At 67.0% G+C, this 17529-nt stretch carries 20 protein-coding genes; 7 read left to right on the top strand and 13 right to left on the bottom strand.

Translation table 11 applies throughout. The features are described from left to right. The 4 genes from QM806_RS21020 to QM806_RS21005 all read right to left on the bottom strand — a co-directional run bounded on the left by QM806_RS21020 (position 1) and on the right by QM806_RS21005 (position 3111). Positions 1-168: a rubredoxin gene (locus QM806_RS21020; RefSeq protein ID WP_005259056.1), complete on the bottom strand. Its 168-nt coding sequence runs from the start codon at positions 166-168 to the stop codon at positions 1-3. Continuing rightward, positions 168-1400: an alkane 1-monooxygenase gene (locus tag QM806_RS21015; protein ID WP_054246569.1), complete on the bottom strand. Its 1233-nt coding sequence runs from the start codon at positions 1398-1400 to the stop codon at positions 168-170. Before QM806_RS21015 ends, QM806_RS21020 begins: the two co-directional genes overlap by 1 nt. A 308-nt stretch (positions 1401-1708) precedes the next feature. Continuing rightward, a complete protein-coding gene (locus QM806_RS21010; protein WP_147437003.1) occupies positions 1709-2626 on the bottom strand; it encodes an aminoglycoside phosphotransferase family protein in 918 nt (305 codons plus the stop codon). Continuing rightward, a complete protein-coding gene (locus QM806_RS21005; protein ID WP_054246564.1) occupies positions 2623-3111 on the bottom strand; it encodes a hypothetical protein in 489 nt (162 codons plus the stop codon). The genes QM806_RS21010 and QM806_RS21005 overlap by 4 nt, the downstream gene beginning before the upstream one ends. 121 nt (positions 3112-3232) lie before the next feature. Between QM806_RS21005 and QM806_RS21000 the strand changes: the two genes are divergently transcribed. Then, positions 3233-4315 carry an NAD(P)H-dependent amine dehydrogenase family protein gene (locus QM806_RS21000; RefSeq protein WP_005566311.1) on the top strand — a complete coding sequence of 361 codons (1083 nt, stop codon included), beginning with the start codon at positions 3233-3235 and terminating at the stop codon, positions 4313-4315. A 32-nt stretch (positions 4316-4347) separates the two neighbouring features. On the opposite strand, the gene QM806_RS20995 is transcribed toward QM806_RS21000, so the two are convergent. The 7 genes from QM806_RS20995 to QM806_RS20965 form a co-directional block, all read right to left on the bottom strand. Then, complete coding sequence (locus tag QM806_RS20995; protein WP_005566309.1) at positions 4348-5046, bottom strand: HAD family hydrolase; 699 nt, start codon at positions 5044-5046, stop codon at positions 4348-4350. Between the two features lie 53 nt (positions 5047-5099). Beyond that, complete coding sequence (locus QM806_RS20990) at positions 5100-5423, bottom strand: putative quinol monooxygenase (RefSeq protein ID WP_005259041.1); 324 nt, start codon at positions 5421-5423, stop codon at positions 5100-5102. Between the two features lie 34 nt (positions 5424-5457). Then, complete coding sequence (locus QM806_RS20985) at positions 5458-6030, bottom strand: LmrA/YxaF family transcription factor (RefSeq protein ID WP_054246565.1); 573 nt, start codon at positions 6028-6030, stop codon at positions 5458-5460. Between the two features lie 20 nt (positions 6031-6050). Beyond that, positions 6051-6521: a nuclear transport factor 2 family protein gene (locus QM806_RS20980; protein WP_005566305.1), complete on the bottom strand. Its 471-nt coding sequence runs from the start codon at positions 6519-6521 to the stop codon at positions 6051-6053. 142 nt (positions 6522-6663) lie between these two features. Continuing rightward, positions 6664-8268 (bottom strand): solute symporter family protein, encoded by a 1605-nt coding sequence (locus tag QM806_RS20975; RefSeq protein ID WP_054246566.1) that lies wholly within the window; start codon positions 8266-8268, stop codon positions 6664-6666. Then, entirely contained in the window at positions 8265-8618 is a 354-nt protein-coding gene (locus QM806_RS20970) for a DUF485 domain-containing protein (RefSeq protein ID WP_005566301.1), read from the bottom strand. Before QM806_RS20970 ends, QM806_RS20975 begins: the two co-directional genes overlap by 4 nt. Then, positions 8615-9094: a nuclear transport factor 2 family protein gene (locus QM806_RS20965; protein ID WP_005259034.1), complete on the bottom strand. Its 480-nt coding sequence runs from the start codon at positions 9092-9094 to the stop codon at positions 8615-8617. The genes QM806_RS20970 and QM806_RS20965 overlap by 4 nt, the downstream gene beginning before the upstream one ends. Positions 9095-9297: 203 nt before the next feature. Here QM806_RS20965 and QM806_RS20960 point away from each other — a divergent pair, with 203 nt between their 5' ends. The 6 genes from QM806_RS20960 (at position 9298) to QM806_RS20935 (ending at position 15809) form a co-directional block, all read left to right on the top strand. Continuing rightward, positions 9298-9903 carry a TetR/AcrR family transcriptional regulator gene (locus tag QM806_RS20960; RefSeq protein WP_050998621.1) on the top strand — a complete coding sequence of 202 codons (606 nt, stop codon included), beginning with the start codon at positions 9298-9300 and terminating at the stop codon, positions 9901-9903. Positions 9904-10039: 136 nt separating this feature from the next. Beyond that, on the top strand, positions 10040-11233 hold the full coding sequence (locus tag QM806_RS20955; RefSeq protein ID WP_005566299.1) for an acyl-CoA dehydrogenase family protein: 1194 nt from the start codon (positions 10040-10042) through the stop codon (positions 11231-11233). After that, positions 11230-12033 (top strand): hypothetical protein, encoded by an 804-nt coding sequence (locus QM806_RS20950; protein ID WP_054246567.1) that lies wholly within the window; start codon positions 11230-11232, stop codon positions 12031-12033. The genes QM806_RS20955 and QM806_RS20950 overlap by 4 nt, the downstream gene beginning before the upstream one ends. Continuing rightward, on the top strand, positions 12030-12878 hold the full coding sequence (locus QM806_RS20945; RefSeq protein WP_043789624.1) for an alpha/beta fold hydrolase: 849 nt from the start codon (positions 12030-12032) through the stop codon (positions 12876-12878). The genes QM806_RS20950 and QM806_RS20945 overlap by 4 nt, the downstream gene beginning before the upstream one ends. Next, positions 12875-14581, top strand: coding sequence for an AMP-binding protein (locus QM806_RS20940; protein WP_043789621.1), 1707 nt, complete (start codon positions 12875-12877; stop codon positions 14579-14581). Before QM806_RS20945 ends, QM806_RS20940 begins: the two co-directional genes overlap by 4 nt. After that, on the top strand, positions 14574-15809 hold the full coding sequence (locus QM806_RS20935) for an acetyl-CoA C-acetyltransferase (RefSeq protein WP_265146396.1): 1236 nt from the start codon (positions 14574-14576) through the stop codon (positions 15807-15809). Before QM806_RS20940 ends, QM806_RS20935 begins: the two co-directional genes overlap by 8 nt. 4 nt (positions 15810-15813) lie before the next feature. Here QM806_RS20935 and QM806_RS20930 read toward each other — a convergent pair whose 3' ends face one another. Together QM806_RS20930 and catA are read right to left on the bottom strand one after the other, a co-directional pair. Then, a complete protein-coding gene (locus QM806_RS20930) occupies positions 15814-16608 on the bottom strand; it encodes an alpha/beta fold hydrolase (RefSeq protein ID WP_283292696.1) in 795 nt (264 codons plus the stop codon). Positions 16609-16680: 72 nt separating this feature from the next. Next, a complete protein-coding gene (gene catA, locus QM806_RS20925; RefSeq protein ID WP_005251124.1) occupies positions 16681-17529 on the bottom strand; it encodes a catechol 1,2-dioxygenase in 849 nt (282 codons plus the stop codon).

Raw genomic sequence — 17529 nt, 5'->3', positions numbered from 1 at the left:
TCACGCCACCCTCGGGTCGAAATCGATCTTCTCGCGGACCCCGCAGTCGGGGCAGCACCAGTCGTCGGGCACGTCGGCCCACGCGGTGCCGGCGGGGAATCCCTCACGCGGTGCGCCGGACGCCTCGTCGTAGACGTAGTCGCAGACCGGGCACTGGTAGGCGGCCATCACCGAACTCCGCCGCTGTACTTGGCCAGCACCTTCTCACGCTTGCCGGGTTGGATGTTCACACGGGTGATGTCACCGTCGTAGTGGTCGAGCACGCGGTGATCCATCACCTTGCGCCAGAGCGGCGGGAAGTACGCGAGCGTGATCATGCTGGCGTAGCCACTGGGCAGGTTGGGGGCGCCGTCCATGCTCCGGAGCGTCTGGTAGCGCCTGGTCGGGTTCGCGTGATGGTCGCTGTGGCGCTGCAGGTGGTACAGGAAGATGTTGGTGACGATGTGGTCGGAGTTCCAGCTGTGTGCGGGAGCGCAGCGCTCGTAGCGGCCGCTGGCGGTCTTCTGACGCATCAAGCCGTAGTGCTCGAGGTAGTTGACCGTCTCGAGGAGAGAGAATCCGTAGACGGCCTGAATGATCAGGAACGGGATGACGACCGGACCGAATATGGCGATGAGCGCACCGAACAGCACCACCGACATGAGCCAGGCATTGAGCACGTCGTTGTGAATGCTCCAGGTGCTCTTGCCGAGTCGCTGCATCCGCGTCTTCTCGAGCTCCCAGGACGACTTCAGGCTTCCCCAGACACTGCGGGGCAGGAACGTCCAGAAGCTTTCTCCGAACCGTGAACTCGCCGGGTCCTCCGGCGTGGCGACTCGGACGTGGTGGCCCCGGTTGTGCTCGATGTAGAAGTGGCCGTAGAAGGTCTGCGCGAGAGTGATCTTGGCCAGCCACCGTTCGAGTTCGGTCTTCTTGTGACCCATCTCGTGTGCGGTGTTGATGCCGATGCCGCCCATGACGGCGACGGTGAACGCGACGCCGACCTTCGACACCAGCCCGAGGCCGCCGTCGATGCCGAGCCAGGAGAGGTTGTCCGCCGACCAGAGGTAGCACGCGAACACCAGGCTCGCCATCTGGAACGGGATGAACACGTAGGTGCAGTACCGGTAGTACCTGTCGTTCTCGAGCTGTTCCATCATTTCCTCGGGAGGGTTCTGGCCGTCGGGCCCGAAGAACCTGTCGAGGAGTGGAAGCAGTCCGAACAACAGCAGGGCGCCGATCCACCACCACACCGGAGCCGCCGCCGACCATCCCAATTGGTTGAAAGCCCACACGAGCCCCGCAGCGAGGAACAGTGAGGTCGGGGGAATCAATCCCATCAGCCACAGGTAGCGCTTGCGGTCACGCCACGCTTCCGGTGGTGCCTCTCCTGCCATCCTGCTGATATTCGACGTCGTCACGATCCGAACCTCCTCGTCCAGTGGCCGTACCGGTATGAACCAGCTCACTCTCGTTTGGACAGTACACGGACTTAGATCCAGCGTCTAGACAAAAATAGAGATTTGTAAATCCTGCAAGATGCAGTGCTCTAACGCCGGGGTCTTCGCTGCCGATAGACAGGTTGACACCGTTGCACCGTGCTGAGGAGGCCCTCGATGTTCCGCGACCCCGGACTTCCCGACTGGCTCGAATTCGTCCTGGGCCTGCTCGGGTACCGCTGGTAGCTCCGCCTGTGAGTACTTATTAACCACGGGCGGTTAATAAGTACTCACGGGCGAAGCATGGCGGCAATGTGCCAGAGCCGGGGCTGGTCGATCGACCCCTCTACGCAGCGCGCGAACAGCCACAGGCGCAACCGCTCGCGGTCGAGTCCGAGCAGGCCGGCCATCCGGCTCGAGAATCCGACGGGGTCGGCGGCGAGGCGGTCGACATGGTCGAGCATGTGCTGCAGCACGTCGTACGTCGGATCGCCGACATACGGTTTGGGATCGATCACCAGCCACGGCTCGCGCGCGGCGGACAGCACGTTGTCGGGGTGAAGGTCCGTGCACAGCAGCCGCGACTGCGTTGCCGTCCTGGGTAGTTCGCGGAACAGCTCCATGCCGGTTCGCGCCAGGCCCGGATCCAGGCGCGGAGCGCGTGCGAGTTTCTCCTCGAACTCGTCGGCCCACACGTCGCACATGCTGGTGAGTGGGCGGAACGGGTTATCGGCGGGTGGTTCGATCCACAGCCTGCGCAGCAACCCGGCGATCACGACGTCCTGTTCCTCGGGCGGCCGGACGTCGGACAGCGGGGTGCCGGGCTCGCAGGCTTCGAGGAGTAGCGCCGTGGTGTGGTCGAGCACGCGGCGGGCGAGCAGTCGGACGGCGCCGTCACCGTTCCAGGCTGCGAGTCCGTCCGCCTCGTGCAGGGCCTCGTCGTGTCGCCAGCCGATCTTCAGCACCACGTGTTCGCCGGCGGCGGTGCGTGCGGGCGCCGTCCAGGACGTCACGCCGCCCGGCTGGAACGGGCGACCGATGTCCAGCGACCACTGCCGACTCACCGTTTCGACGACGGCGGGGAGGTCGGACAGCCACGTTCGGCGCGGCGCGTCGGGTGCGTCGTACGCGGCCATCTCTCGCACGAGGTTCGTCGGCAGTTCCAGATCCGGCACACCCGCGTTGTGCCTCGCGGATCGTCGGGTCACCGCCTTCCGCGGTCCCACACGCGCCGCGTCTGCTCGGCGATGTCAGGGTGGTGGGTCTGCTGGAAGTTGCGTCCACCGCGGGCGAAGGTGTGCACGGTCGCGGGCGGTACGTCGAGCTCGGCGACGGGTGCGTCGAGCCACTCGCAGTCTCGGAGGTGCACCAGATCCACAGCCGCGGCCTCCGGACTCGAGTCGTAGCGCCACGGACCGTCGATCCGGCCGAGGAGGTAGAGCCCGTCGGCGTCACGCGACCAGACGAACGATCCGTCCAGCACCTGCGTGAAGCGTTCGAGCCGGCGCGCGGCCGGATCACCGTAAGTGCGCTCGGTCGCGTCGAGCGCCTCACTCAGATCGACGGGAGGTGGGGCCAGCAACCCGCCGATTCCACACACGTCCATCGCGAGCGCGCGTTGCACCGCGAGCCCTGGGATCACGTCGTCGCGACGGGAACGCATCGGTGCGCGGTAGACGTCGGCGGGTGTCATACGTATGGATTCTCCCTGACGCCGAACCGCGACAGCACTCTTCGGCAATCGTCCACCCGGGTAAACTAGAACCTGTTACATTCGCGGGAGGGGTGCTACTTCTGGAACTCGGAGAGAACTCATGACATACCGCGTCGTCGAATGGTCCACCGGTACGGTCGGGCGTCACGCCATCGCAGGGATCGACGCCCGCGACGACCTCGAACTGGTCGGCGTGTGGGTGTCCAACCCGGAGAAGGTCGGGAAGGACGCCGGGGAGCTGGCGGGCCTCGGCCGAGAACTCGGCGTGGCGGCGACCGACGACAAGGCGGCACTTCTCGCTCTGAAGCCGGATTGCATCGTGCACACGGCGATGACGGACGACCGCATCTTCGACGCCATCGAGGACCTGATCTCGTTCCTCGAGGCCGGCATCAACGTCGTGTCCTCGGGACCCGTTCTGTTGCAGTATCCGATCGGTGTGGTCCCGGACGAACTCGTCGATCGCATCCGGCGCGCCGGCGAGCAGGGCGACGCGAGTCTCCACGTGAACGGTATCGACCCCGGGTTCGCGAACGACGTTCTGCCGCTGGCCATGACGAGCCTGTCGCAGCGGATCGACGAGGTGCGGTGCTCCGAGATCGCCGACTACTCCACCTATTACCAGCCGGTGGTGATGAGCGAGATCTTCGGTTTCGGCAAACCCGTCGAGGAGACGCCGATGCTGTTCCAGCCGGGCGTGCTGTCGCTGGCGTGGGGGAGCGTCGTGCGTCAGATCGCCGCGGGACTGGACCTCACGCTCGACGAGCCGCTGGTCGAGAAGTTCGAACGCATCCCCGCCGAGCAGGATCTGGACATTCTGTCGTGCCACATCGCGAAGGGAACGGTGGCGGCGGTGCGATTCGAAGTCGTCGGCACGGTCGCCGGGGTGCCGCGCGTGGTCCTCGAGCACGTCACCCGCACCCACCCCGAACAGAAACCGGACTGGCCGAAACCGACCCGCGGCGACGGGTGCTACCGCATCGACATCACGGGCGAGCCGATGATGACCGTCGAGTTCAACCACCACGGCGAAAACGGCGACCACAACGTGTCGGGGATGATCGTCACCGCGATGCGGCTGGTGAATTCGGTGCACGCGGTGGTCGAGGCGAAGCCCGGGCTGGTGACCGCACTCGATCTGCCTCTCGTCACCGGCCGCGGATTGTGCGCTTCGCGCTTGTGAGTACTTGTTAACCGCCCGTGGTTAATAAGTACTCACAGGCCGAAGGCATTGAGCGCATTTCGGAGACCGTCGGGGCGCTCCGCGAGGGGAACGGGTTCGACGAGTGCGAACGCGCAGCCCACCTTGCGTGCGGCGCCGTCGGCTTCCTCGCTGTCGCCGATCATGAGAGTGCGTTCGGGCTCGGAGCCGAGCGCGGTAAGGGCGTGCTCGAAGATCTTCGGGTCCGGTTTGATCGCACCCACCTCGAACGACAGCACGAACGCGTCGACGAGATGCTCGACTCCCAGATCCGCGAACGCGGGCCGGATGTCGAACGCGATGTTGCTCAGCACCGCGACCTTGACAGCACGGTCCTTCAGTGACGCAAGCACTTCCGCGGTGTCGGGATATGCGCTCCAGCATCCCGGGTCGATCACCCGCTCGTACAGCCCGACCGCCTGGTCCTCGTGCGCGACCCCGGACTTGCGCAAGACGTCGAGGTACGCCTGCCGGTGGAACCGAGGGTCGAGGTCGCGGTTGGTCCACGCGTGGTGCTCGGCCGCGTCCATCTCGACGGTCTGACCGACCGGCGCCGTCATGCGCCGCATCAACTCGGCCTGCTGGTGGAGGTCGAACGGTTCACCGTCGTGGTCGGTGAGGTCGGCCATCCAGCTGTCGTCCTCCTCCAGCCGGAACAGCGTGCCGGAGAAGTCGAAGATCACTGCGTCGAATTCGGTGAGATCGGAAGCCACGTTTTCCAGGCTAACGCGCGGTGCGCTCGACTTCAGGGTGAAGCCGGACGGGGTCAGTCGACTTCGAGTTCACCCATCAGCGACCACTCGGTGCCGTCGATCGTGGTGTTGATGATCCGCGGTGTCTGTGCGAGGGCGGGTTTCAACTCGCGCATGGCGTTTTGGAAATGCTCGCTCTGCACGTGGGCGACGGCGGCGTCGTCGTCACGGAACGCCTCGACGAGGACGTACAAGTTCGGATCCTCCACCGCCCGCGACCAGTAGAACCACAGGTTGCCCGGTTCGTTCCGGGTCGCGTCGGTGAACGGCTGCACCAGGTCGAGCCAGCCGTCCGCGTGGTCCGGTTTCACGGTGAAGTTGACGACGATGAAAATCACGGCTGCCTCACTTCTCGAGTCGACGATTCGAATCCTACGCGCGCGATGTCGTCGGATCCCCGACCGAGCGGCGTAGCCGGGTGAGGATGCGCGTGAAACTGTCGGGGTCGTCCAGGGCACGCGCGAGGACGAGCGCGCCCTGGATTCCCGCGACGACCTCCTCGGCGAGCGGCCGCGACTGCCTGCCGTGGCCGGCGTCGGCGAGAGCGCCGGCGAGCGAATCGACCCAGTCGGTGAAGTAGGCGCGCACCCGGTCCGCGAAGCGGTCACGTTCGAGGCCGAGCGCGAACGCCCCGAACAGGCAGATTCGGCGTCCCGACCGGAAGTACGTCTCGACCTCCTCGAACATCCGCTCCAGACGGGCAGTGGCGGGCTCGGACCCGCGCAGCGGCAGGTGCACGGCGGTCTGGAACCAGGCGTCGACCTCGTCGAGGACCGCCTCGGCCATCTCGTCCTTGCCGCGAGGGAAGAAGTTGTACAGGCTGCCTTTGCCGAGTCCGGTGTGCTCGGTGATGACGGCCAGGCTCGCGCCGTCGAACCCGTGGGATCGGAACACCTCCGCCAGCACGGGGACGACGTCGCCGCGCTCGGCTACTGCTCGGGGCATGACTACTCCTCGTGTGCCGGTCAGAGGCCGAGATCGCTCAGCCCGGGATGATCCGACGGTCGCACGCCGGACATGTCCCAGAAGAACTTGCGGTCGGATTCGTCGATCGGCACGTCGTTGATGCTGGCGTGACGCCACCGCATCAGACCGTTGTCGTCGAACTGCCAGTTCTCGTTGCCGTACGCGCGGAACCACTGCCCGTCGGTGTTGTGAAACTCGTACGCGAACCGGACCGCGATCCGGTTCCCGTCGTGCGCCCACAGTTCCTTGATCAGACGGTATTCCAGTTCGCGGTCCCACTTCCCGGCGAGGAAGTCGACGATCTCGCGGCGCCCCTGCAGAAAGGTGGACCGATTGCGCCACCAACTGTCCTCGGTGTAAGCCTGCGCGACCTTCTCGGGATCACGGGAATTCCAGCCGTCCTCGGCGGCGCGGACCTTCGCGATCGCGGTGTCGAGTGTGAACGGGGGTACGGGTGGGCGAACGGACATGGTGAGCGCTCCTCCGGGAGGTGTTGTACCTATCGGTACAGACTGTACCAATTGGTACAGTGCGCTGTCCAGGGTTGCGGCGGACACACGGCACGGGCGATGCCCCCGCCGTCACGGCGAGGGCATCGGCCGAGCGTGAAACCTAGTGCGTTTCGGCGAGTTCCGCGCCGATACCGGTCTCGGCGCGCACCAGCATCTCGGCGAACTTCTCGTCTCGATCCGCCGAACGTCCGTGAAGGCGTTCGGCGGCGAGGGAGCCGATCACGGCGGCGGCCAGCCCGAGCGGCATCGTGATGATCACCGGCAACTGAATGGTCAGCGGCGCCGGACCACTACCCAGCCAGAGCGCCTCCGTGAACATCAGGCTGACCACGGTGGATGCCAATCCCACCGAGATGCCCCACACGGCGCCTGTGCTGTTGAACCGCCGCCAGTTGAGACTGAGCAACAGGCTGGGCAGGTGCGCACTGCCTGCGACCATGAAGGCCATACCCATGAAGTAGGTGATGTTGGTGGTGTCGCCGATCGCCATCGTCAGTCCGATCGCGACGACGCTGAACGCGACCGCCGCGTACCGGGCGACCTTCGCCTCGCGGGCATCCGCCGTCTCCGTGCCGGCATCGGCGGACTTCCGGCGGGTGAGGGTGGGCCACACGTCGTGGGCGAACGTTCCCGCAGCCGAGATCACGACGCCCGCGACGACGGCGACGATGCTCGCGAACGCGACGGCTGCCACCATGGCCAGCGCGATCGAACCACCGATGGTGCCGACGCCTCCGCCGAGTTCCGTGACCAGCGTGGGTGCCGCGAGATTGCCGCCGGCGCCGACCCGATCCGCCCCGTCGGGACCGAGAAGCGCGGCGGTGCCGAAGCCCATCACGATGACGATCAGATAGAAGATGCTGCACAGCGCGACGGTCCAGCCGAGCGACTTTCGTGCCGTCGCAGCCTCGGGGACGGTGAAGAAGCGAATCAGGATGTGGGCCATGCCGGCCGTGCCGAGCGCGAACGCCAGGGAGTACGAGATCAGGTTGATCGCACCGGTCTGCCCGAAGATCAGGCCCGGCGAGAGGATGGCATCTCCGGCCGCGGCGTTCGAGGTTGCCGCCCCGAGCATGCCGGGGACGCTGAAGCCGAACTTCGCGAGGATCCCGAGGCACACCACGATCGCCAGGATCGACAGGATGGACGACTTGATCACTTGAACCCACGTGGTCGCCAGCATTCCGCCGACGAAGACGTAGATGCCCATGAGTGATCCGGCGACCACGACGGACAGGCCGAACGGGATCCCCGAGACGGACTCGAGCAGTACGCCGGCCGCCACGAGTTGGGCGAGCAGCACGAACGTGCCGGTGACGATGGTGCTGAGTGCAACCACCACCCGGACGCGACGTGCGCCGGTCCGGAACACCAGAACATCGGCGAGCGTGAACTTTCCGACGTTCCGCATCTTCTCGGCGAGGAGGAAGAGGACGGGGAGGAAGGAGACCACCGACGTGCACAGAATGACGGCGCCGTCGACGCCCTTGTAGAAGATCAAGCCCGTGGTGCCCAGGAAACTGCCCGCGGAGATGAATTCGCCGGCGATCGCGAAACCGTTCTGCCAGCCGGTGATCGAGCGTCCCGCAGCGAAGAATCCGGTGGCGCTACGGCTTCGGCGCGATGCGGCGAACGTCACCCACAGCGTGAGCGAGATGACGGCGGCACAGATGCCGATGGCGAGGAAATCGGCGTCGCCGGTCATGAGGCACGCTCCTGATCACGTTGCGCGATGGCCCGGACGGCGGCATCGGCGGCGGGTTGGATGAAGGTACGGGAGAGGCGGAAGTACGCGTACACGAGCACCCAGGTGCCGGCGAACTGGGAGAACACCACCCACAGAGACAGTGGAATGCCGAATGCCGTGTTGTCGCCGAGGGATTCGGGGAAGAAGGCGAATCCGACGAGAAACCCCGAGAACAGTGCGATCGCGATCAGGCCGAGTCCGGTGGTGACGGCCCGGCGTCGTCGCCGCAGTTCGACGAACTCCGGCAATGCGAGGATCGGTGACCAGACGGCTGCGCTCGCCGCGGTGGCGGGGGACTCGGTGGTCACGCGTTCACCGCCGCACGTCGCGCCGAGTCGAGCGCGAACTGGTTCTCGTCCCAGCCCTCCGTGAGCGGACCGAAGTAGTGGAAGCGCACCTGCTTGACGCGGTACAGCCAGCGGCCGTCGACTTTGACGGCCTCGTCCGTGTAGCGGCCGGCGGCGATCGAGGCGTTGCCGTCGGACACGCAGGGCTGCCACAGGAACGAGCGGACGGTGGCGCGATCGCCGTCGAGGTCGATCTCCAGGTTGGTGATGAAGTGCCAGAACGCGGTGAGCCCGCCGGGTGCGAGGCCGGCGAAGAACGCCCGCATCTCGCTCTTGCCCTTCGGGTTGGACAGCCCGTCGAATTCGCCGTCGTCGGTGAACAGATCCATCAGGGCGTCCCAGTTGCCGTCGTCGAGATGGCGGCAGTACTGCGCGTCGAGGTACCGGATGGCCTCCAGGTCTTCGAGGCGGCGGATTCGTTCTTCGAGGGTGCTCAAGGTGGCATACCTCCACGGTGTGAGGAGCGGAATGCGCGAACCGGTAATTAACAATCGTTCACGTGATCTGGACCATAACGGACGCGCTACCGTCGGTCAACACCGTGCGCCGCTCGCCCTGTCCGCCGTGCGTGATGCGTGGTGAGCTGCATTTTCTTCAGGTTGTATTGCCCGCGCCTCGCGTGGCACCTACCCTCCGAGGGATGAACACTCGGTCAAGCGGTGCAGTGATTCCCTCCGTCCGGCAGCGGATCCTGGACGCGGCGCTGGAGGAGTTCTATACCGCCGGCTTTCACGCGGCGACCATGCGCACCATCGCCAAACGTGCTGGCTGCAGCGCCGCCAACGTGTACAACCACTTCGAGAACAAGGACGAGCTCCTGGTCGAGATTCTGCGGTCGGCCAGTGACGAGCAGTTCACCGCCACCCGGACCGCACTGCGGAGGGCAGGGTCCGCACCGGCGGAGCAGTGGACGGCTGCGGTGGTCGCGCATTCGCTGTACACCGCCCGCAACCAGCAAGCCTGCCTGGTGGCGAACACCGAACTGCGGTACCTCGACGAGGTGGACCGCAAACGGGTCGTGGGCTCGCGCGACGCGCAGGAGCATTTGTTCGTCACCATCGCGGAGGCGGGGGTGGCCGGCGGCGACTTCGACGTCCCCCATGTTCACCAGGCGGTGACCGCGGTGCTCACCATGTGCGCGGGAATCGCGCTCTGGTACCGCCCGGACGGACCGTTGTCCGCGCAGGCGGTCGCGGACTCGTACGGCGTCTATGCGCTCAACCTGGTCGGATACCGTCCCGCCTGAATCGGGGAGATTCGGCATTGACGGTGCGTTCCCGTCCGTGCTGTACTGGGTGAACAAGCGTTAATGTGATCCGAGTGTGGAACCGCGAGTTCTCCCGAGTCACGCGCCCCGTAGTTCGAGTGGATGAGGAGTGTCCATGACTCACCGGCCGTCACAGCCGCGTACCGACTCACCGCGGTATCTGACCGAGGACCGAGTGGCGATCCGCGACCTGGCACGCGATTTCGCGATGAAGCAGGTGCTCCCGGTCGCGAACGAACTCGACCCGGTGCAGGGCACCATCCCCGACACGTTGAAGAAGGCGATGGCCGAGGTCGGGTTCTTCGGGATCATGATCCCCGAGGAACACGGCGGCCTCGGTCTCGGAGTGTTCGAGTACTGCCTGGTCGCGGAGGAGTTGTCCCGCGCGTGGATGAGCGTGTCGGGGCTGCTGGCCCGCGGTAACGGGATGGGCGGTGGATTCACCCCGGAGCAGGAGGCGGCGCTGCTGCCGAAGGTCGCCCGCGGTGAGTACCTCGGCGCGTACGCCCTGTCGGAGGCCGAGGCCGGATCAGATGTGGCGAACATTTCGTGCCGCGCGACCCGCGACGGCCACGATTGGGTGATCAGCGGCACCAAGATGTGGTGCACGTACGCCGACGAGGCCGACTACCTGGTGCTGTTCGCGCGCACCGATCCGAACAAAGATCCGGCGAAACCGCACCGCGGGATCAGCGCGTTCCTGATCGAGAAGCAGCGCGGCGGGTTCCCCGAAGGGATCAGCGGGACGAAGATCCGCAAGATCGGATATTTCGGGTGGAGCACGTGGGAGCTCTCGTTCGACAATTTCCGGGTGCCCGCCACGTCCATGCTCGGTGAGGAGGGCAAGGGCTTCTACTTGGCGGTGTCCGGTCTCGAGGTGGGGCGGGCGCATACCGCGGCCCGCGCGATCGGTCTGGCGCGGGGCGCGTTGGAGGATTCGATCGCGTATCTGCACACCCGCAGGCAGTTCGGGCACGAGTTGGCCGATTTTCAGCATCTGCGGTTCAAGGTCGCGACGATGGCCGCCGACATCGAGGCCGCCCGGCAATTGATGTACTCGGTGGCCACCGATATCGACACCGGCCGGCGGTGTTCGCTGGAGGCGTCGATGTGCAAGTTGGTGGCGACGGAGATGGCCGAGCGGGTCACGAGTGAGGCGGTGCAGATTCACGGCGGCGCCGGGTACACCACCGACTTCCAGGTCGAACGGCATTGGCGCGATGCGCGGTTGACGAAGATCTTCGAGGGCACCAGCGAGATCCAGATGCGGATCATCTCCGACGAACTCCTGGGAAGGGCGGGCGAATGAGCACACTCACCACGAGCATCGCCGTCGGCGATCGCACTGTGAGCGACGCCCGGCGAGTCTCCGAACTCGGACTGTCATGGCCGGAGGCGTCGTTGACGGGAATCGTCGTGGCGGGAGTACTCGCTCCGGCGACGACGTCCGGTGCCACACGCACCGGACTGCAATGGAATTCGCAGTACGCGGTGGCGGGCGACGACGTCGTCTACGTCGAGTCCGTCGTCACGCGCGTCGAACAGTCCGAGACCGGAGCCGAGTTCGATCGCCACGTGCGGCTCGTCGACGAGGCCGGGTCGATTCGCGAGGAGGGAATCGAGACGTGGCGTTCGCCCGAACCGTCCGAGGTGCGATTCGATCCCGGTGTCGACTTCTGCACACCGGCCTGGGGAGAGCGTCTCCGCGAATCTCTCTCCACCGATACAGCCTTCGCGTCCTCACTGTCGACGTGGGATGGCACCGTGGGTCTGCGTTGCACCGACTCCTCGGGCCGGGCCCGCGAACTGCAGCTGCGGATCTACCGCGGAACGATCATCGACGTCGCCCGCCGCGTCCCGGGTGGGGCCACGTTCACGCTCATCGCCCCGGCTGTCACCTGGGTCGACCTCGTGTTCGCCGAACGGAACGATTTCATGCGCCGCGCCATCAGTGGTGAATTCTCCTCCAGCGGTGACGGGTACGAGTACCTGCGCCTGACCAAACCACTCGACATCATCATCGCCCATGCCCGCAGCGCCGCACGTGAGTGGCAAAGCGTGTCGGGGCACTCTTTGCCACTCACGTGCGGAAGGGAGGCCCGGCCATGATCGAGGCCCGATACCTGGAGATCGACGGAGCGCTCGGCTTCGTCGAGATCATCACCCCCGACAATCAGCCGGACACCGAGGCGCCCACAGTTCTGTGCCTGCACACCGCAGGCCAGAGCGGAGTCCAGTGGCGGCGCGTCGCGTCCGAACTGGCAAGCCGGGGCTACCGGGTGATCGTCCCCGACCTTCCGGGGCACGGACGTTCCGAGCCCGCGGTCGACGGTCCCGTCACCAGCATCGTCACGTTCGGAGACTGGCTCGGGAAGGTCCTCGACGCACTCGCCGTCGAACGGCCCTTCGTCGTCGGGTGTTCCATCGGTGGCAAGCTGACACTCGAGCTCGCCACGCGGTCGTCGAGGCCGCTGGCCGGAGCGATTGCGATGGCAGCGGAGGCCGGTCCCGGCCGCGTCAACGTGGGTGGGCTGCGCCGCGAACTCGAGGATGTCGCCGGGCCCAGCCGCGCCGACCGCACCTACCTGGGCACGCTCGCCTCCGTCGGACATACCGTGCCCGAGGCGAAGGCGCACCTGATCGCCACGATGCACAAGCGTGAGGACCCGGAGATCTCGTCCTCCGACCTGATCGGCTGGGGCACGCACGACGTGCGCGACCGGATCGCCGAGATCACCTGTCCTCTCAGACTCGTCGCCGGAGCGCAGGATCCGTGGATCGACGCCGGACGCGTCGAGCAAACCGTGTCGGCACTCGACGCCGCCCGTCCCGGACTTGCGTCGTTCACTCTGCTCGAGGGCATCGGCCACTACCCCATGGAGGAGATCGACGATTTCGCCTCGATGGCGGACGAGTGGTTGACCGATCTGCGTGCGGCGGTGGTGCTCTCGTGACGGCGCACGACACGGCGACGCGTCGTGACACACTCGCCTCGCTGCTCGACGAACTCGTGACCGCCGACCCGGGTGCCGCTGCCGCCCTCGACGTCGTCGACGGCGAGCCGATCGTCACCAGCCGCAGCGAACTCCGAGCCCGCGTCGACGGCCTGAAGTCGGAACTCCTGCGCGTCGGCGTCCGGCGCGGCCAGTGTGTGGCCGTCCTGCTGCCGAACTGGTCGGACGCGATCGTCTGGCAACTCGCCGCGTCCGCCGTGGGTGCACACGTCATCGGCGTCAACACCCGGTACAACACCCACGAGATCGCACACATCCTCACCTCGGCGCGCCCCGCGGTGGTCGCCGTGGCCGATCACTTCCACGGTCTCGACCTGTTCGGACGACTCGGAGAGGCACAGCACTCCCTCGACCTCCCGGCGCCGGCAGTCGCCGTCGTGCGCGGTCCCGGAACGACGGGCGACGCCCCCGACCCGGCGCGATTCGACCTCGGCGGTGGCGCCTGGACAGCGGGCAGCGCGGACACCGGCACCGTCCAGGTGCCGGTGACACCCGACATGGCGACCATCACCGCTGCGGGTGAGCGGGCTGCCCCGGACGACGTGCTCGCGGTCGCGTTCACGACATCCGGATCCACCGGTGTTCCCAAACTCGCAGCCCATCGCGAATCGGCGGTGGTCCGGCACGCGCGAGCCGACGCCGTCGTCCTTGCCGTCGAACCGGGAGACGTCACCCTGTGCGTGCTGCCGGTGTCGGGGGTGTTCGGATACAGCACCGCCCTGGCCACTCTCGCAGGCGGCGGCACGCTGCTGATGGAGCCCGTCTTCGACGCCGCGGTCACGCTGGCCCGGATGGAGTCGCTGAAGGTCACGCACGTCGTCGGCGGCGACGATCTCTTCACCCGGCTCCACGACACGTGGCACGCGGGTAACCGTGCCGACCTGTCGTCGTTGAAGCGCCTCGGCATCGCCGACTTCCTCGGCCGCTCGCACGAGGTGGCCGCGTGGGTGCGTGACGAGTTCGGTGCCGTCACCACGGGCGTCTTCGGGTCGTCCGAGGTGTTCGCCCTGATGCTGCTGTGGGATGCCGCGGACCCCGAATCCCTGCGCTGGAACGGCGGTGGGCGCCCGGTCGAATCCGGCATCGAGGTTCGCATCGTCGACCCGCTCGACGACTCGGTCCTTCCGGACGGTGAGCAGGGTGAGCTTCAGGTGCGCGGACCGAACGTCGTCGACGCCTACCTCGGCAATCCGGATGCGGCCGCACGGGCGTTCACGAGGGACGGGTGGTTCCGCAGCGGCGACCTCGCCGTCGCGACCGGCGACGGAGGCTATACGTATGTATGCCGAATGGGGGACGTGCTCCGGCTACGCGGGTTCCTGGTGGACCCCGCCGAGATCGAGCACCGGCTGGCGGAACACGACGCCGTCCACCTGACGAAGGTCGTGGGCATCACCGGCACCGGCGGATACACCGAGGCCGTGGCGTTCGTCGTTCCCACCGAAGACACGTCGGCCGGCGCCGCCGAGCTCAGGGCCTGGTGCGCAGAGTCGCTGGCGGCGTTCAAGGTTCCCGCCGCGGTGCACGTGATCGAGGAAATGCCGACCACCGTGGGCGGCAACGGAGCCAAGATCCGAGCGGTCGAACTGCGTGAATGGGCGCAGCGCTGGACCGATCACGAAAGGGATTTCCGCAGTGCCTGAAAGTACGAATGCCCAGGCGGACGACGTCGTCGTCTGCGAGCCCCTGCGCACCCCCGTCGGCCGATACGGCGGGCAGTTCAAGGACGCGCCCGCCGCCGACCTCGGCGCTCGGGTGGTGTCCGAACTGCTCACGCGGACGAAGGTGGATCCGGGCCGCGTCGACGACGTGATCTTCGGTCAGTGCTACCCGAACGGTGAGGCGCCTGCCATCGGCCGCGTCGTGGCCCTGGACGCGGGAATGCCGGTGACGGTTCCCGGTCAGCAACTCGACCGTCGTTGCGGATCCGGTCTGCAGGCCGTGCTCGACGCGGCGATGCGGGTGCAGACGGGGATCGCCGAGCTGGTGATCGCCGGCGGCGTGGAATCGATGAGCCGCGCCGAGTACTACACGGAGTCGATGCGCTGGGGAGCCAAAGGTGCGCCGGCAGCGCTCCTCGACAGGCTCGCCCGCGGTCGTGTCACCGCAGGCGGACGCAACTATCCGGTGCCGGGCGGCATGCTCGAGACGGCGGAGAACCTGCGCCGCAAGTACGACATCAGCCGCCTCGAGCAGGACGAGCTCGCGGTGAGTTCCCACCGGCGGGCGGTCGCCGCGATCGACTCGGGAAAGTTTGCCGAGGAGATCGTGCCGGTGGAAGTTCCCGTCCGGAAGGGCGATCCGCAGGTCGTCGATCGGGACGAGCACCCCCGTGCCGACACGACAATCGAGTCGCTCGCTCGGTTGCGGCCCATCATGGGCGCCACCGACCCCGACGCGACCGTCACCGCCGGCAACGCCAGCGGGCAGAACGACGGTGCGGCAGCATGCCTCGTCACCACCCGGGCGGAGGCGGAGCGTCTGGGGCTCCGGCCCCTCGCACGCCTGGTCACCTGGGCGGTCGCGGGGGTGGAGCCGTCCGAGATGGGCATCGGACCGGTGCCGTCCACCGAACGGGCCCTGAAACGCGCCGGGCTGACCCTCGCCGACATCGACCTCATCGAACTGAACGAGGCCTTTGCCGCACAGGCGCTGGCTGTCACGCGCGAATGGAACTTCGGTGCACAGGATTTCGACCGCACCAATGTCAACGGCTCGGGAATCTCGCTCGGGCACCCCGTCGGCGCGACGGGAGTGCGGATCCTCACCACACTGCTGCGCGAGATGGACCGTCGCGGAGTCCGTTACGGCCTGGAGACTATGTGCATCGGCGGTGGCCAGGGGCTGACCGCCATCTTCGAAAGGGTCTGACAGCTCAGCTGTCGAGAGCCCGAATCCAGTCGGTGAGCGCCCGCACAACCTGTGCGGGCGCTTCCGGCATCAGCGCATGGCTCGCGTTCGGCACGACGGTCACGGTAACCAATTCGCCGAACCGATCCCGCAATTCGTTCTCCGTCTCACGCGGGCGGAACGGATCGAGAGCGGACTGCAGATCCAGGATCGGCTGGTGCGCGACATCCCACCACTCCTCCTTGGGTGTGGCGGACGAGGCGGCGAGCTGCCGCTTCGACACCTCCGGATACCAACCGGTGAGCCACTCCCTCGGATCGTTGCCGGGGGCGAAGAATCCGATCTGCAGGTAGCCGATCCGCTCTTCGTCGGGCAGTGAGGAATCGGAGCATTTGACCGCCAGCGCCGTCAGTGCGGCCGGGTAGTTGCGGGCGCCCGCCGCAGCCACGACGACGCCGCGCACCAGGTCGGGCCGGTCGGCGGCGAGCATCCGGGCGACGTAGTGCCCGAAGGCATGACCGAGAACGACGGCCGCACCGTTGTCCTGGTCCTCGATCACCGCTCCGATGTCGGCGGCCAGGTCGTGCAACGTGATGTTCTCCAATGGTCCCGTGCTCCGGCCGATGCCACGCGGCTGGGGTCGGGAGACCCGGAAGCCGTTCTGCGCGAGTCCACTCGCGACGTCGTCGTAGTCGTACGACTCGCGCCCGAGCGAAGGCAGCAGGATCACCGACGGACCGCTGCCCTCGACGACGACCTCGATCACGGCCGTCGCGGTGTGCACGAATTCCGTTGTCCGCGCCGGTGATGTGCTCGGCATGATGATTCCTCCACAAACGTCGATCCCCCGGGCGACACGATCTTTCGCGTCGCCCGGGGGAGGGTGGGTGTCTCAGTCCGCGGCGGGATCGAGCGCGAAGTCGTAGCTGACAACCTTACGCCCGGCGTCGTCGAGTTGCGGATCGAGGAGGAGTTCGGGTTTCGTTGCGGTGGCGACGTCGTCGTCGATCCAGTCGCCGCCGGCGAAGTACAGTTGGGTGATGATCGGCTGCTTGCCCGGGGACGTCACCCGCAGGTGCAGGTGCGCGGGACGCCACGGGTGCCAGCCGGCCCCCTCGATGAACTGACCGGTCGGGCCGTCGGTCGGGATCTGGTACGGGGCAGGCTCGATGGTGGTGATCTCGTACCGCCCCTCCGGGTCGGTGACGATGGTGCCGCGCAGGTTCCATTCCGGTAGGTGCGGCGCGAACTGCGAGTAGTAGCCCTCGTCGTCGGCGTGCCACAACTCGATGGTGGCGCCGCCGAGGCCGGCCCCGTCGAGGTCGGTCACCCGGCCGCGGAGGACAAGCGCGGGGTGGGCCCGGTCCTCGTCGCGCATCGGCAGGGTGCACCGCGCGGGCAGTTCCGGTGCCCCGGGCACGTAGTACGGTCCCTCGATGCTGCCCTTGGTGCCCCGGAACCTGGTGGAGTTCACCTCCTCGATGTCGTGCTCGACGAACACGTCGAGCAGCAGCGGCCACTCGCCGCCCTCACCGACATCGATGAGCCACTGCTTGAGGACCCGGTACTCCGGGTAGGTGACGGCGTGCTTGTGGATCAGGGCGCTCAGCCCGGCGAGCGCCTCGGTGGCGATCGCGGACAGGCGTTCCGGGGACGTGTCGGCGGTGAACCTTGCGCCCTTGAACTTGTCGGTGGCGGCGTTGCCGGAGCCGACCGCGGTAGGGCTGTCGATGGTGGTCAT

The organism is Rhodococcus sp. IEGM 1351, from assembly GCF_030056875.1.
Lineage (GTDB): Bacteria > Actinomycetota > Actinomycetes > Mycobacteriales > Mycobacteriaceae > Rhodococcus_F > Rhodococcus_F opacus.
Note: the sequence above shows the minus strand (reverse complement) of the source record. Positions and strands in the feature narration are given on the sequence as shown.